The sequence below is a fragment of the Bacillus sp. 7_6_55CFAA_CT2 genome (assembly GCF_000238655.1).
Lineage (GTDB): Bacteria > Bacillota > Bacilli > Bacillales > Bacillaceae_G > Bacillus_A > Bacillus_A cereus.
In genome coordinates, this window is sequence record NZ_JH414708.1 from 1,603,037 (window position 1) to 1,617,094 (window position 14,058).

Sequence of the window (14,058 nt, forward strand, 5' to 3'; positions counted from 1 at the left end):
AGAATATACTAGTTAAAACTAAAATAAGTAAAAGTTACTAAATTAAAAATGAACAATAAAAAACAGTAATGTAAAATCACTACTGTTTTTTATTGTTTCTTATAAGTGAATCATTTGTACTCCTGTCTATATAATTTAAACGAATAAATAGCTCCAATAAAGAATACAAAAGCTTCAAATAATATAAAGATTTGACGGAAATTCTCAATATCTTTACCAACTAAAGAAATAAATATAGCATTCATTAGAATTTGAGTAGTAAACATACGAGAAGTAATTTTTAAATAAATAGTATTTGTTCTTTCAACCGGTTTACCAATTTTTTTGTAAATAATAATAAGTGCAATTACTGAACCCAAAAATAGAAGTGCTGTAAGTCCTACAACGATATTAAAATTGGCTGTACTTTCTAACATCCATTTATTTAATAGATCAATCATTATTATCTTCCTTTCCTACATAAGAGAATATTTTGTTCTTCTTTTTCACTATAATAAAAAAAGGAAAAAGAAAACATCGAACTTTCTTACAAACATTCGTGTATTCTTACAGTTTTGTCATTTTGTAAATGTATTCATCGCCCTGTTTTTCACTATTTTCTTTGGAAAACATAGTGAATTACGAGAAAGGGCGCTACAAAATCAACTTCCGAGAACAAAAATTATGTAAATAAGCTGTTCACTGGATTCCCATAGAAAACTGTGGTGAGATGAGATTTTTGATTTTGAAGTACTTCAAAATCTTAGCTAGATGCCTTTTTATTAAGTTTAATATCTATGACCTAAATATAATAGAATTTGAAGCTTCTTTTTATTTTAAATAAATTGAGTAATTAGGTTATAACGTTAATACGTATGATTGAATATCATAATAATATAATGGAGGTGATGTTATATGGCTCTTACTACAGGACCAATTGAAAACGTAGGAAATCAACCTGCTAATGCAAATAAAGTTAGGGTGAAGATCCTTAACCGTACTGCGGGCCCACTTACTGGAGTAGCTAGAGTTTTTAGACTTGACGGTTCATTAGTATTAATTGAACAGGTAAACTTCAATGTGAATTCTAATGCTTCTACTTTTGCAACTCTAAGTTTAGTTCATCCTACTTTTGGACAAGCATTTGAATATGAAGTTCAAATTGTTCCTAATCAACCTGGTGGACTATATAGTGTTTATGGACTAACAGCTGAAAATGTTATTATTACTGCACAACGTGTTGTGAACGCAGAATTGACACAGTTTCTTTAATTAAAATAGATTGGTGCCTACATGGTATCCAATCTATTTTTGTGCGTATTATTCAGGGAAAGAAAGGTTTTACACAAAAATAAAGACAGTTATGGAAAAGGGAAAAGTCGAGCTATCATCTTGATTTTTATTATTTCTGTCTTAGATTGTATCTGTTTTGTGGCACGGTTTTCTTTGAATGCATTTTATTCAAACTGTTTTTTTAAGTATTTATCAAATATGCATTATTGCATAAGTAAATTTAAATTTATAAGTTAATATTAAACTACTTTTAAATTGTAAAGAATATTTTAATAATCTTTATAGGAGAAGGATATTTCTTGTTAAAAGTGAAATTGTTTGGAATGTGAATAAATAAAAAGTTTAGAAGTGATACAGACTGGATAGAGTCTTGTATTAAATAAACAGAAAAGGGGTAGGGGTTTCTAAAAGGTTTCGGGAGTTAGAAAGCATTTTTTAGTGAATAGCTTCAAATTATATTTTAAAGGGGAAATGGGTATATGAAGTTTCGAAATACAAAGCTTGCTATGATTACACTGTCTTCATTTTTTATTTTAGGTTCTGCATCTCTATCATTCACAGATACTATACACGGTGAAGTAGCTTCTGCATCAGCACAAGAGATTATTGTGAAAAATTATGACGATACATATTATAATAATGCAATAGGAAAAACGGGTTTAGAATTAAAGAAGGAACTGCATAATATTATTGATAATCATACAAAGCTATCATACAGTGCGGTTTGGGAAGCGCTAAGAGATACTGATGAGGACCCAAATAATAAAAATAATGTGATACTCTTATATACTGGTCGTTCGCAAGGGAAACTTACGAATGGATCAGGAGTAAATAACTGGAACCGAGAGCATGTTTGGGCAAAATCTCACGGTGACTTTGGAACGACTGCAGGACCTGGAACAGATCTACATCATTTAAGAGCGACGGATGTATCTGTAAATAGTTCACGAGGGAATTTAGATTTTGATAATGGTGGTGTGAATCATTCTGAAGCGACAGAATGTAAATATGATAGTGATTCTTGGGAACCTCGTGATAGTGTAAAAGGAGATATTGCTAGAATGCTGTTTTATATGGCTGTTCGTTACGAGGGGGACAACGGCGAAATAGATTTAGAACTAAATGAAAAAGTGAATAACAATAAAGATCCATACATGGGGAAACTATCGGTTTTATTAAAATGGAATGAACAAGACCCGGTCGATGATTTAGAGCGAAAGCGTAATGAAGTGATTTTTACAAAATATCAACATAACCGCAATCCTTTTATTGATCATCCTGAATGGGTAAATAAAATTTGGAACTAAGATTTTTAAAGGTATTATATTTTGATAGAAGGGATTGATCATTATGATCAATCCCTTCTTATATTTTTACTAGAATAAATGATTTTTATAGGATTGAAGAGGAGAATAGGATAGATATTTTATCAAGTTAATTATATATGGGTATTTTAGTACGGTCCCCACTCAATATTCACCCCAACAATAAGAAAAACAAGTCCAATGATAAACCAAATGAGTGCAAGTGGAGCCATGAAACGAATCCATTTTCCATAAGAAATCCCGCTTGCTGCGAGAACGCCCATTAAAACACCGGAAGTTGGATTAAGGCAGTTTACTACACCCTCGCCGAGCATAACAGCCTGTACTGTAACTTGGCGTGTAATGTGCATGAAATCAGCTAATGGAGCTAATATCGGAATAAAAATAACCGATTCTCCTGTCCCGGATGAAATAAGGAAATGTAATGCAGCACTACTTACGTACATACCGATAACGCCAAATACAGGGCTTTGTCCTTCAAGAGACTGTGCGAGTTGGTTAACGATAGTATCAAGTAATTTGCCTTGTTCTAAAATGACTGAAATACAACGAGCCATTCCAACGATTAGAGCACCGTAGATAAGATTTTGGCAGCCAGTTAGAAAAGTAGATGCGATATCGTTTGCTTTCATACCACCTATTATTCCGGCTGTAATTGCTATGAAAATAAAAGTAGCGGTCATTTCTGCGTCCGTCCAATGTAGACGAAAAGCGCCTATTAAAAATGCAATTAATGATAAAGCTGCAACGAGTAAAATTAATTTATGACGTATCGTCCAAGGAACTTCCTTTTTCTCTGCTTCTTTTTCGCTTGAAAGAGCGTTACTTGGAAACCAGTTGTCGCCAAGGATGCTTCCTTTATTCGATTTTTTCAAGCGCTTTACATACCAATTAATATAAAGGATAGTGGCAAGTAAAAAAGATATATAGATAGCTGTGCGTAAACCAATTCCCGAAAACATCGGAAGTTCTGCGATCTTTTGTGAAATGCCTAAAGGTGAGGGGGATAAAATAGTAGCGTTAAAACCAGCATAAGTGCCTAAATAAATAATTGCTACGCCAACGATAGCGTCCCATTTTAATGTGCGGGCAACGATGATGCCAATGGGGATAAAACCGATAACTGAGTTAACGATAATGCCAGTCGTTCCGAGAATGGAAAAGAGTGCAGCGACAATACATATGAAAAGTAATTGCTGATTACGAAATTTGTTAATAACATGATAGATTAAACCGTCAAGGGCACCTGTCTTTTCAAGAATTGCAATGGCTCCACCTGTAAATAAAATTAGAAAGATAATAGGAGCAGCAAGTGTCATTCCTTTTTCAATAGCGGTAAAAAAAGAAACAAATCCTACAGGTGATTGTGGAACAGAATGATAGCTTCCCGGTATTGTCGTTGTAACGGTCCCATTTGTAACTCTTTTAAATTCTCCAGCGGGAACGAAATAAGTAGCAATGGCGCAAAGTAAAGCAATAAAAAATAGTAGTACGTACGCATCAGGCATTTTAAACTTTTGTTTACTAGGTTGTTTTTTTGCCTCAGTTTGTATTTGCATAAAATCCCTCCTTCTTCACTTGGTTAATTTTTAATATTCTGAATTTAATCTGTGAAATAGATTATAATAAAGGTAGCTTCTTAAGGCAATAGTTTTTGTATCCTTTTCCCGTACATACAAATTATTGCAATATTAGACAGGGAAACGATAATAAGCCAAGAATATGTTATGTAGAAAGAAAAAGGAAAAGAGGGAACAAGATGTGGAAAACTACAGATCTATGTGATGAATTTGAAAAGGAATTACAAATATGTCGCCAGTCTTTTCGGTCTTTTGGGAAGAAAGAACAATTCCACGGGAAAATTGCAACTGTAAAAGTGAAAGATGATAATGTACTAGTGAAGGAAGGATTGCAAACATTACCAGAAGGAACAGTATTAGTTGTTGATGGCGGAGCGTCTAGGAATTGTGCATTACTTGGTGATAATTTGGCAGCTATTGCGGAAGAAAGAAAGCTAGCAGGAATTATTGTGAATGGGTATGTTCGTGATTCTAGTGAACTAAAGAATATTAATATTGGTATTTTAGCGTTAGGGACAATGCCAAATAGAAGTGTGAAAGAAGGAAAAGGAGAACGAAATATTTCATTGCATTTTGGACAAGTGGATTGGAATCCAAATGAATATGTTTATGCGGATGAAGATGGCGTCATTATTAGTGAAAAGAGTTTACATAGTTAAGAGTTAATAAGTTATTATTCTTAGAAAATAAATCCGATAAAGCATGGACAAAATTCTTTGTCAATAGTAAAATAATACAGAAATTTAAAATTTACAGAATGTATAGGTTTATCGTTTTACGATAACTTAAATGGAAGTAAGTTGTGCCAAGAAAAGTGAATGTTATCACAATGATACGTTCATAAACAAAATTATTTTTTCCTATACAAATATAGCCGCGAATAATGCGGGTAGGAGGTGTTGTACATTTTTGTTCGACACTTACAAAAAGAGAGTGTCAATCGCACGCCCTTGAAGGGCCTTTTTTTGTGTAAATGGTAGTAAGGGAGGAAATTTTGGGATGGCAATGTTGAAAAAGTGGCTGCTTACGTCGTTAATGGCAGTGACACTTGTATTTGTTTCTTTTGCGAATACAGTACATATTACGTTTGCTGAAGAAAATACAGCAAAACTTGCAATTATTGGGGAATCACAAAAAGGCATTATGTTATGTCCGAAAGAAGAGCAAATTAAAGATGGGGAAACAGCTTTAAGTTTGCTGCAAAAGGTCATGGGGGACAAGGTAGAATCTGAAACGATGTCGTTTGGAACATATGTAAAAGGCATCGATGGTTTAATGGCCGGGGCTACAAGTGCTTGGCTGTATGATGTAAATGATAAGTCTGCAGAAGTCGGAGCAGATAGTTATAAATTAAAATCTGGAGATGTTGTTGTCTTTCGCTTTGTTTCAGACTGGAGCAATATAAGCCAGGAAACATTGAAAGAAACGTTAGATAAGTTCGGGACGTGTAAAACAGAAGAACCTAACGGTGGCAAAACAGAAGAACCAGAACCAGAAGGTGAAAATGGTAAACCGACAGTCGATCCAAAACCGGAAGATGAAAATGGTAAACCGACAGTCGATCCAAAACCAGAAGGTGAAAATGGTAAACCGACAGTTGATCCAAAACCGGAAGGTGAAAATGGTAAACCGACAGTTGATCCAAAACCAGAAGGTCAAGATGATAAAAAAACAGAACAACCACAGCAAGAGAACATTCAAGTTCCAAGTGCACAATTAAATGAAGCCATTTCTAAAACATCAGACAAGATGTTACAAGATGGAATTGAAAGTGACTGGGTAGCTGTAGCGCTTTCTCGTTCTGGAAAGAATGTGCCAATTGAGGCAAAATTAAATTATGTTAAGTCAGTAACTGAAAAAGTAGAAAAGCGTATTAACCGTTTTTCAGCGACAGATTTAGCTAGAACAATTATTATGATGAATGCAATGAGTGCAGACCCTAAAAATGTAGGTGGACATAATTTAGTTCAAAAATTGTATGAGTCAGATAAAGTGAATTCTGTTACAGGTTATGCATTTGCTTTACTTGCATTTGATACGAAAAAGTATGAGATTCCAGTTGAATCAAAATGGAACAGAGTTGCTCTAGTGGAAGCACTGTTAAATAATCAGCATACAGACGGTGGATGGACTTATAATAGTTCAGGTAGTAAAGATAGTGCTAGTAGCGTTGATGTAACAGGTATGGTTTTATCAGCATTAGCTCCTTATCAAGAGCGATCAGATGTGAAACCAGCTATACAAAAAGCTGTTGCGTATTTATATAACGAACAGTTGCAAAATGGCGGTTTTTCAGCTGATGGACAAGAAAATTCAAATAGTACTGCGCAAGCAATTATTGGATTATCGCTTGTTAAAGATGTAGATCAAAATCGTCTTCATAAGGCAATGCAAAACCTATTATCATATCAACTTTCAAATGGTGAATTTAAATGGTTACCAAGTGATCAAAATGGTAACGGAATGGCTACAGAACAGGCTCTTTTAGCATTACTTCAATTTAAGGAAATGGGAAAATCTATTTATGATTGGTCTAATGTAGACGCTGGTAATGTAATTAAGCCAAAACCGATTGAAGAGCCAGAAAAGGTCGTTGAACAAGAAAATAATGTAGTAGAAAAAGAAGTTATTGAAGAACCGAAAGAACAAAAACAAGTACAACAAGAAACAAAAGATGAAAATCTAAAAGTAGTTGTAGATAACGAACCGGTTAAGAATAAAAAAATCGGAAACGGTAACAGTCTACCAAAAACAGGAGCATCTTCTCATAGTGCAGCAACAGAAGTAGGTATGGGTGTATTATGTATTGCTTCTGCATATGTATTATGGAGACGTAAAGCAGCTTAACAAAAAATTAGGAGCAAATATTTGCTCCTAATTTTCGTATGAAAGGTGAGAGATAGGATGAGTAAGGTGAAATGGTTCATTTCTTTACTGCTTTCGCTCGGGCTACTTGCCGGATGTGAAGAGGTAGCTGTAAAGCCTGAGAAGAAGGTAGAACCGAAGCAAGAAGAGGTAGCGAAACAAGAAGAACAAAAAGATGAAGCGAAGCCGGAAGAAAAAACAGAAGAAAAGCAAGCTGAATCAGAGCAAAAGCAGCAAGAAGAACAGAAAGAGAAACAAGAACAAAAAGTAGAAGAGAAGCCGAAAGAGGAAAAGCCACAGGCACAACCAGAGGTAAAGAAAGAAGAGAAACAACAGGAACAACCGAAAGAACAACCTGCTGTAAATAAGCAACCAGAGCAGCAACAAGTACAAGAAGAGAAACAACAACCGAAAGCATCAGGAGTAAAAGAAGAAGCAAAGGTTGTGAATCAGCCGAAAGAAACACCGAAGCAGGAGCAAAAAGAAGATCCGAATAAAGCGGAGAAAACGATACCGACTCCGGCAGTACCAAAACCTGAACCACCAAAACCAGATCCAGTACCAGTACCGAAACCGCAAGCAAAACAAGTAACAATCTCGGTAAAAGGAAATAACGGATATATAATGGGTGCGAAAAAGATGGATGTACAAGATGGCGATACTGTGTATAAAGTATTACAACGTACAGGATTAGATGTTGATGCAAGCGGATCTAGAGATAGTATTTATGTAAAAGGTATTAATGATTTATATGAAAAAGATATTGCGGATACTAGTGGATGGAAATATCGTGTGAACGGTGCTTTTCCAAACCATAGTGCTGGTGTAGCTACGGTAAAACCAGGAGATACAATTGAGTGGGTATACGTATTACAATAAGAAAGGCATTCGGTAAAGGGCTATGAAAATAAGTTTTTCTTCTTTACATCCTTTTGTGAATTTTTTCTATTATATCGGGGTGATGATACTATGTATGATGTGTCTTCATCCTCTTTTTTTAATTGGAGCAATAGTATTAATTATTATGTTAAATGTGATGCAAGGAAATAGCGAAAAGATAAGAAAGATGCTACCGAGCACAATTGTTTTCTTCTTTATGGTAATTTTATTTAATTCGTTATTAACGCATAGAGGTCGAACTACGTTATTTTGGTTAGGTGATAGCCGTATTAAGCTTGAGGCGATTATGTTTGGAATAGTAATGGGGTTATTACTAGTTGCAGTTATGTTTACGTTTGCGTCATACAATGATATTATTTCCAGTCATAAATTTTTATATTTGTTTTCAAGAATTTCACCGAAAGTTGCATTGTTAACGATGATTACAGTGAGATTTGTTCCTTTGTTTATGAGAAGATTACAGAAAATAACACTCGTCCAAAAAACGAAAGGTGTACAAGTAGATGCAGGTTCCATTATTGAACGCGTGAAAAATGGTATGCAACTATTGCAAGTATTATTAATTTGTTCATTAGAAGATGCACTGCAAACGGCAGATTCTATGCAAGCTCGTGGATTTGGTGTAACGAAGCGCACGACATATATTCGGTATAGAATGGAAAGACGCGATTGGTACACGCTCAGTTATTTAAGTATTTTATTTATAATTGCTATTATATGTAGTACGTATGGCGGAGGAAAGTTAATCATTTATCCGAAAGTCGAATCGATTCTATTTCAGCAATACGATGGGATGATGTTTGTCGTATTTACGATGTTTATTAGTTTACCAATCATAATGGAAGGAAGGGAATGGATATGGTGGCGCATGCAGAAATAAACAATTTATCATTTGTATATGCTGATGAAAACGAAAAAGCGTTACAGCATATTTCTCTTTCTGTTCAAAAAGGAGAGTTTATTGCACTTGCTGGAGGATCGGGATCTGGGAAGACGACTTTATTAAAACATTTTAAAAAGGAGTTACTTCCAATTGGTACGCGTTCTGGAGAGATATTTTATGAGGGTGTTTTAATAGAGGAAGTAGCTGATTTGTTATCTGCCCAAGAAATTGGCATGGTATTTCAAAACCCAGAAAATCAGATCGTTATGGATACAGTAATTCAAGAATTAGCATTTTCTTTAGAAAATATCGGATTACCATCACATATTATTCAAAAAAGAATAGCAGAGCTTATTAGCTTTTTAGGATTTCAAGATTTATTGCATCAATCTGTTCACACGTTATCTGGTGGGCAAAAGCAACTTGTTAATTTAGCTGCGGTATTAGTTATGCAGCCGAAATTGCTATTATTAGATGAACCGACAGCGCAGTTAGATCCAATCGCTGCAAAAGAGTTTTTAGGATTATTAAAACGGATTAATGAAGAACTTGGAATTACGATTATTTTAAGTGAACATCGTTTAGATGAAGTTATCCCGCTTGCAACACGCGTTGTTTGTATGGATAATGGCCGTATTATGTATGATGGTAGTCCTAAAATTGTTATTACGGATATGTGGGGAGTAGAAACATTCCGTCCATTTATTCCGCAAATTCCAAGGCTATTTTTAGAGTGGAATGTGAGAGATATTCCGTTTACAGTGCGAGAGGCGCAAATGAAAATGAATGATTTTGCAGCGATATCATATGTAAATGAGCCAATAACACAAAGTGAAAAGCAAGAGGTAATTTTAAGCGCAGAGCATATTTCGTTCCAATATGAAAAAAATAGTCCGCTTATTTTACGTGATTTATCAGTTTCGATTGAAAAAGGAAAATGGGTAGCACTCGTTGGGAAGAATGGTACAGGTAAGTCTACACTGTTAACAATTTTAGCAGGATTACAAAAAGCGAGAAGAGGGAAAGTAAAGTGGAACGGAAAAGTAATACATAAAATTGATTCGAAAGAACGTTTTAAAAGTATTGGGTATGTATCGCAGCATCCGTATTATCATTTTACATTTGATACAGTATGGGACGAGGTTTATGAACGTGCACGTGAATTATACGGAGAACAAGGAAAAGAAATAGCAGAAGATACGCTAAAACAGTTTTGGTTGTATTCGCTTAAAGAACGCCATCCGCACGATTGTAGCGGAGGAGAGCAACAATTACTTGCGTTATGTACGACGTTATTATCAAAGCCGACTTTATTATTACTGGATGAACCGACAAAGGGATTAGATCCATGGAAGAAAGAAAGAGTAGGAGAGCTATTTAGGAAGCTACAAAAAGAAGGTACAACAATTGTAATGGCAACGCATGATATTGAGTTTGCAGCGAAATACGTTGATCAATGTATGATGCTATTTGATGGAACAGTCATTATGAATGATGCACCGAAAGAATTTTTTAGCGGCAACTTCTTTTATACAACATCTATTAACCGATTCATTCGAAAAGAATTGCCATATGCATTAACGTGGGAGGATGTGTACGAAGCTTGTCCAAACGATATGTTGCATTCATAATAAGTATCTTTGCAGTAATAATCGGCACATTACTTCTTACGACACTTGTCATGGACGGTTATTACATGTTAAGTAGTTTGTTTATATTAGCGGTTATTATGTTACCTTTCTATATCCGTTTTGAAAGAAAGGCGTTTGTTTCACGTGAAATTGTTCTCGTTGCTGTATTAGCGGCAATTGCAGCAGTAAGCCGGGTGCCATTTTCTATTTTACCAAGTGTACAACCAACTTCTTTTGTCATTATCGTTTCTGCAATTGTATTTGGAAGTGAAACTGGTTTTATGATTGGTGCTACAGCAGCAATTGTATCTAATATTTTTTTAGGACAAGGTCCATGGACACCGTGGCAAATGTTTTCGTGGGGTATGATTGGTTTTATAGCAGGTCTACTTCGTAATACATTTTTTATGAAAAAGCTATGGGGAAGACTTCTTTACGGAGTAATTGTTGGCTTTTTATTTGGCTGGATTATGAATTTCTGGGGCCTTCTCGGTTTTATACGAGAAGCAACGTGGGAAACTGTCATTTCGTATTATATCGCAAGTTTTTACTTTGATTTGAGCCATGCGATTTCGAATGTTATTTTCTTATTACTATTTAGTACTTCATGGATTACGATTCTTACAAGATTTAAAAAGAAATACGGTATATTAGATGAGCATAACGTGACATAGAAAAGCATACTCATATAAGGTAGGGTCGCGACTTACATATTCGTTTGCCTCTTTCATGCTTCTTACATATTGTAAGGAGCATTTTTTTGTCAAAAAATCGATTTAATATACATCCGTTATTATATAAAATTATTTGTATAATGGTAGGTGAGAACTTTTTTCAAAAGTGAGGTGTATAGTTAATGAAGTTAGTTATTCCGAAGCAACATGGTGCATGGGCTATGCTTGTTATTCCTTTTTTATTAAGTGTCATACTTGGGAAACCTACTATTTATCATATTCCATTGTTTTTAGCGTGGTTTTTTATCTATTTAGCCACGTATCCATTTCTTACGTACATAAAGCAAAGACGAAAAAAAGAGTTTTTACAAGCTGCCATTGTTTATTTCAGTATTGCGTTCCTATTTGGGATGATTTCTTTATTATATGAGTGGCGAATTCTTTTATTCGTAATAGTAATGATTCCATTATTTATAGTGAATATGTATTACGCTCGTCAAAAAAATGAAAGAGCACTATTAAATGATATTTGTGCGATTATTGTGTTTTGTATCGGTGGATTAATTAGTTATTACTTTTCAATGAAGCAAATCGATCATACAGCTATATTCATTGCACTTATTTCATTTTTATACTTTTTAGGTAGTACGTTCTATGTGAAAACGATGATTCGTGAAAAAAATAACCCGAAGTATCGTCTTATATCTTGGGGATATCATATCGTATTAACAATAATCATATTTGTGATTAATCCGTGGTGTTCTCTTATTTTTATACCAAGTGCCATTCGAGCAATTGTGTTGTATGGCAAAAAAATTTCTATTATAAAAGTAGGAATTTTAGAAATTGCTAATTCTGTATATTTTTTAATTATAACGGCAATAATTATGAAGTATGCCATTTGAAAAAACTTCCCATCAATTGATGGGAAGTTTTTAATCTTTTTCTAAAATGTGAACGGTGTACTCGCAACGTTGAATAGCTTGTTCAACAGCATAAAGTGATTGTTCAATACGAGCGCGATTAAAATCTTTTTCAACTGTTTCGAGCGCTTCTTCTAAACAATTTTTAGCTTCTTGTAATGATTGAAAAGAATCTTGTACATATCCGCGAGCATTTTGATGCATTTAATAATCCTCCTTGCGTGTTCGTATATGGGTAGTATGAACAGTAAGGAAGAAAATATAATTTGTTATATTTATTTGACAATTAAAGTGGAATTACGTATAGTAAGAATTAAGTGAATATTTTCTTATCCAGAGAGGTGGAGGGACTGGCCCGATGAAACCCAGCAACCGCGATGCAGGTGCTAATTCCAGCAGAACATATTTGTTCTGGGAGATAAGACGAAGATATATACGTAACTTCTTCTTATCGGAGAGGTTTTTTTATTGCAAAAAAACCGATTACGAAAATTTATATTAAGAAGAAAGGGGTTGCGCATTACTGTGACACTCGAAAAATACGTAAAACTGCGTAGTACAGTTTATGAATATATGATAGAGCAAGATAAGCCGATATCATTGTTAGATATTCAAGAACATATCGTTTCGCATCATGAAGGAAAATTCACGAAAAAGATGTTGCATCAATTTTATTTATCAAGATTATTAGACGAACTAAAACTGGATGGGAAAATTACATTAGCTGATGAATATCTCTATGCTGAAAAAGGGGTATTGTATAAGGCGAGAAAAGGGAGCTAAGCTCTCTTTTTTTCTTAAAATAACGGAGTATGTAGAGTAAAAGACTGCTAAAGCAGCCTGATACAGGGAATGGTGTTGAGTGTGTAGTGTCAAAAATTGAATGTGCCTGAAAGAGGCAATTCATATCGGCTGCAAATGAAAAGAGACACCTTCGCCGAATAGGTGTCAGTCGTTTTGTCATATAGACTTGCTATTTGACAGTTATTAGAATAACATACAGGATTTTTGAAGTCAAAAGGGAATTAAAGGAAGGCGTACAATTATGTACGCTTACTTATTAGAAGATATAACGAAATGGATTCCAAAGTACATTGTAGATAAGGGATATGAATATTATGAAGATGGACATGTAGAAGATGTTGAAATACATGATAAAAAAGTGTTTGCTTTCGTTACTGGAAATGCAGGAAATTATGAAGTAGTTATCGATCTCGAAGATTTTTCAGAAAGTAGCTGCGAATGTCCATATGAGAATCTTTGTAAGCATATGGCGGCAGTTGTTTATGATATTCAAGGTGCTGGTGAGAGTGCAGTTAAAGAGAAACTGAAAGATTTAGAAAAAGAAGAATTACTTATATTATTGAATCGATTATTGCAAAGTTCGAAAAACGTACAAATTGTAGAGAAGTTATTAAAGAAGGGGAAACTTTAACGTATAGAGGGAGTTGTTATGTAGTGAACGTACTAATTGTATACGCTCATCCTAATCCTTCAAGTTTTAACGCGGCGATTTTAAATCATGTGCAAAAAGGACTACCGGAAACAAATCATTCAGTTACCGTACTTGATTTATACAAAGAACAATTTGATCCAGTCCTCGTATTTAATGAAGAGAAGAAAAGGCTCGTACATTATGAATGAAGTCGACCGTATTATAAACTGTATTCAGTATGACGGCGAACTTTTTCGGCAGTATGTTACGTGTTTACTTCAATTGAAAAAATGTAGTAAAACATTTCAGCAAATTCAAATAGAGTTAAGAAATGACTACTTGATAAGAGGAATTTGTGAAAGAGAAGTTGATGAGGTAGTACAGGGAAGTAAAGAATATGAAATGCATTTTCTTCCTAAAGCGTTACAGTGGAATTTTTTGAGGGAAAATCCACATCTAATTGAAAAAGTGTGTGAAGATTTTTTTGCATTTGAGTCATTACATCTTACGGAGATAGAGTGGGAGAAGGTTGTAAATTGCGTGGGAAATAAGTGATTTATTATGTAAAAA

Annotated in this window: 15 protein-coding genes, 1 pseudogene and 1 riboswitch; of the genes and pseudogenes, 13 read left to right on the forward strand and 3 right to left on the reverse strand. The window is 34.5% G+C overall.

What is annotated here, in order from left to right:
• Window positions 1-110: 110 nt before the first annotated feature.
• Window positions 111-440, reverse strand: coding sequence for a hypothetical protein (locus HMPREF1014_RS08250; protein WP_000566272.1), 330 nt, complete (start codon window positions 438-440; stop codon window positions 111-113).
• A 454-nt stretch (window positions 441-894) separates the two neighbouring features.
• Between HMPREF1014_RS08250 and HMPREF1014_RS08255 the strand changes: the two genes are divergently transcribed.
• Together HMPREF1014_RS08255 and HMPREF1014_RS08260 are read left to right on the forward strand one after the other, a co-directional pair.
• Window positions 895-1,251 carry a hypothetical protein gene (locus HMPREF1014_RS08255; RefSeq protein WP_001229417.1) on the forward strand — a complete coding sequence of 119 codons (357 nt, stop codon included), beginning with the start codon at window positions 895-897 and terminating at the stop codon, window positions 1,249-1,251.
• 500 nt (window positions 1,252-1,751) lie between these two features.
• Complete coding sequence (locus HMPREF1014_RS08260; protein ID WP_000672200.1) at window positions 1,752-2,579, forward strand: endonuclease I family protein; 828 nt, start codon at window positions 1,752-1,754, stop codon at window positions 2,577-2,579.
• A gap of 146 nt (window positions 2,580-2,725) precedes the next feature.
• Here the strand turns inward: HMPREF1014_RS08260 and HMPREF1014_RS08265 are convergent, their stop codons facing one another.
• On the reverse strand, window positions 2,726-4,156 hold the full coding sequence (locus HMPREF1014_RS08265; RefSeq protein ID WP_001166972.1) for a YfcC family protein: 1,431 nt from the start codon (window positions 4,154-4,156) through the stop codon (window positions 2,726-2,728).
• 200 nt (window positions 4,157-4,356) lie between these two features.
• Between HMPREF1014_RS08265 and rraA the strand changes: the two genes are divergently transcribed.
• From rraA to HMPREF1014_RS08300, 7 genes are all read left to right on the forward strand, one after another.
• On the forward strand, window positions 4,357-4,836 hold the full coding sequence (gene rraA / locus HMPREF1014_RS08270; RefSeq protein WP_000266033.1) for a ribonuclease E activity regulator RraA: 480 nt from the start codon (window positions 4,357-4,359) through the stop codon (window positions 4,834-4,836).
• Between the two features lie 340 nt (window positions 4,837-5,176).
• A complete protein-coding gene (locus HMPREF1014_RS08275) occupies window positions 5,177-7,024 on the forward strand; it encodes a DUF4430 domain-containing protein (protein WP_001241056.1) in 1,848 nt (615 codons plus the stop codon).
• A 57-nt stretch (window positions 7,025-7,081) separates the two neighbouring features.
• Entirely contained in the window at window positions 7,082-7,921 is an 840-nt protein-coding gene (locus HMPREF1014_RS08280; protein WP_000048905.1) for a DUF4430 domain-containing protein, read from the forward strand.
• A 22-nt stretch (window positions 7,922-7,943) separates the two neighbouring features.
• Window positions 7,944-8,822 (forward strand): energy-coupling factor transporter transmembrane component T, encoded by an 879-nt coding sequence (locus HMPREF1014_RS08285; RefSeq protein ID WP_009326692.1) that lies wholly within the window; start codon window positions 7,944-7,946, stop codon window positions 8,820-8,822.
• Window positions 8,795-10,456: an ABC transporter ATP-binding protein gene (locus HMPREF1014_RS08290; RefSeq protein ID WP_009326693.1), complete on the forward strand. Its 1,662-nt coding sequence runs from the start codon at window positions 8,795-8,797 to the stop codon at window positions 10,454-10,456. The genes HMPREF1014_RS08285 and HMPREF1014_RS08290 overlap by 28 nt, the downstream gene beginning before the upstream one ends.
• Window positions 10,429-11,130: an ECF transporter S component gene (locus HMPREF1014_RS08295; RefSeq protein ID WP_000044916.1), complete on the forward strand. Its 702-nt coding sequence runs from the start codon at window positions 10,429-10,431 to the stop codon at window positions 11,128-11,130. Before HMPREF1014_RS08290 ends, HMPREF1014_RS08295 begins: the two co-directional genes overlap by 28 nt.
• A 182-nt stretch (window positions 11,131-11,312) precedes the next feature.
• Complete coding sequence (locus HMPREF1014_RS08300; RefSeq protein WP_000779980.1) at window positions 11,313-12,035, forward strand: YwiC-like family protein; 723 nt, start codon at window positions 11,313-11,315, stop codon at window positions 12,033-12,035.
• 30 nt (window positions 12,036-12,065) lie between these two features.
• Here the strand turns inward: HMPREF1014_RS08300 and HMPREF1014_RS08305 are convergent, their stop codons facing one another.
• Window positions 12,066-12,257, reverse strand: a complete 192-nt coding sequence (locus HMPREF1014_RS08305) for a hypothetical protein (RefSeq protein WP_000554032.1) — start codon at window positions 12,255-12,257, stop codon at window positions 12,066-12,068.
• A 122-nt stretch (window positions 12,258-12,379) separates the two neighbouring features.
• A riboswitch (SAM riboswitch) is annotated at window positions 12,380-12,478 on the forward strand.
• Window positions 12,479-12,578: 100 nt separating this feature from the next.
• On the opposite strand from HMPREF1014_RS08305, the gene HMPREF1014_RS08310 reads away from it, so the two are divergent.
• From HMPREF1014_RS08310 to HMPREF1014_RS08325, 4 genes and pseudogenes are all read left to right on the forward strand, one after another.
• Complete coding sequence (locus tag HMPREF1014_RS08310; RefSeq protein WP_000171476.1) at window positions 12,579-12,836, forward strand: hypothetical protein; 258 nt, start codon at window positions 12,579-12,581, stop codon at window positions 12,834-12,836.
• A gap of 262 nt (window positions 12,837-13,098) precedes the next feature.
• Window positions 13,099-13,488 (forward strand): SWIM zinc finger family protein, encoded by a 390-nt coding sequence (locus HMPREF1014_RS08315; RefSeq protein ID WP_000271496.1) that lies wholly within the window; start codon window positions 13,099-13,101, stop codon window positions 13,486-13,488.
• A gap of 23 nt (window positions 13,489-13,511) precedes the next feature.
• Window positions 13,512-13,679, forward strand: a pseudogene (locus HMPREF1014_RS08320) (NAD(P)H-dependent oxidoreductase); the annotation flags it as partial.
• Between the two features lie 10 nt (window positions 13,680-13,689).
• A complete protein-coding gene (locus HMPREF1014_RS08325; protein WP_001006471.1) occupies window positions 13,690-14,043 on the forward strand; it encodes a hypothetical protein in 354 nt (117 codons plus the stop codon).
• Window positions 14,044-14,058 lie beyond the last annotated feature (15 nt).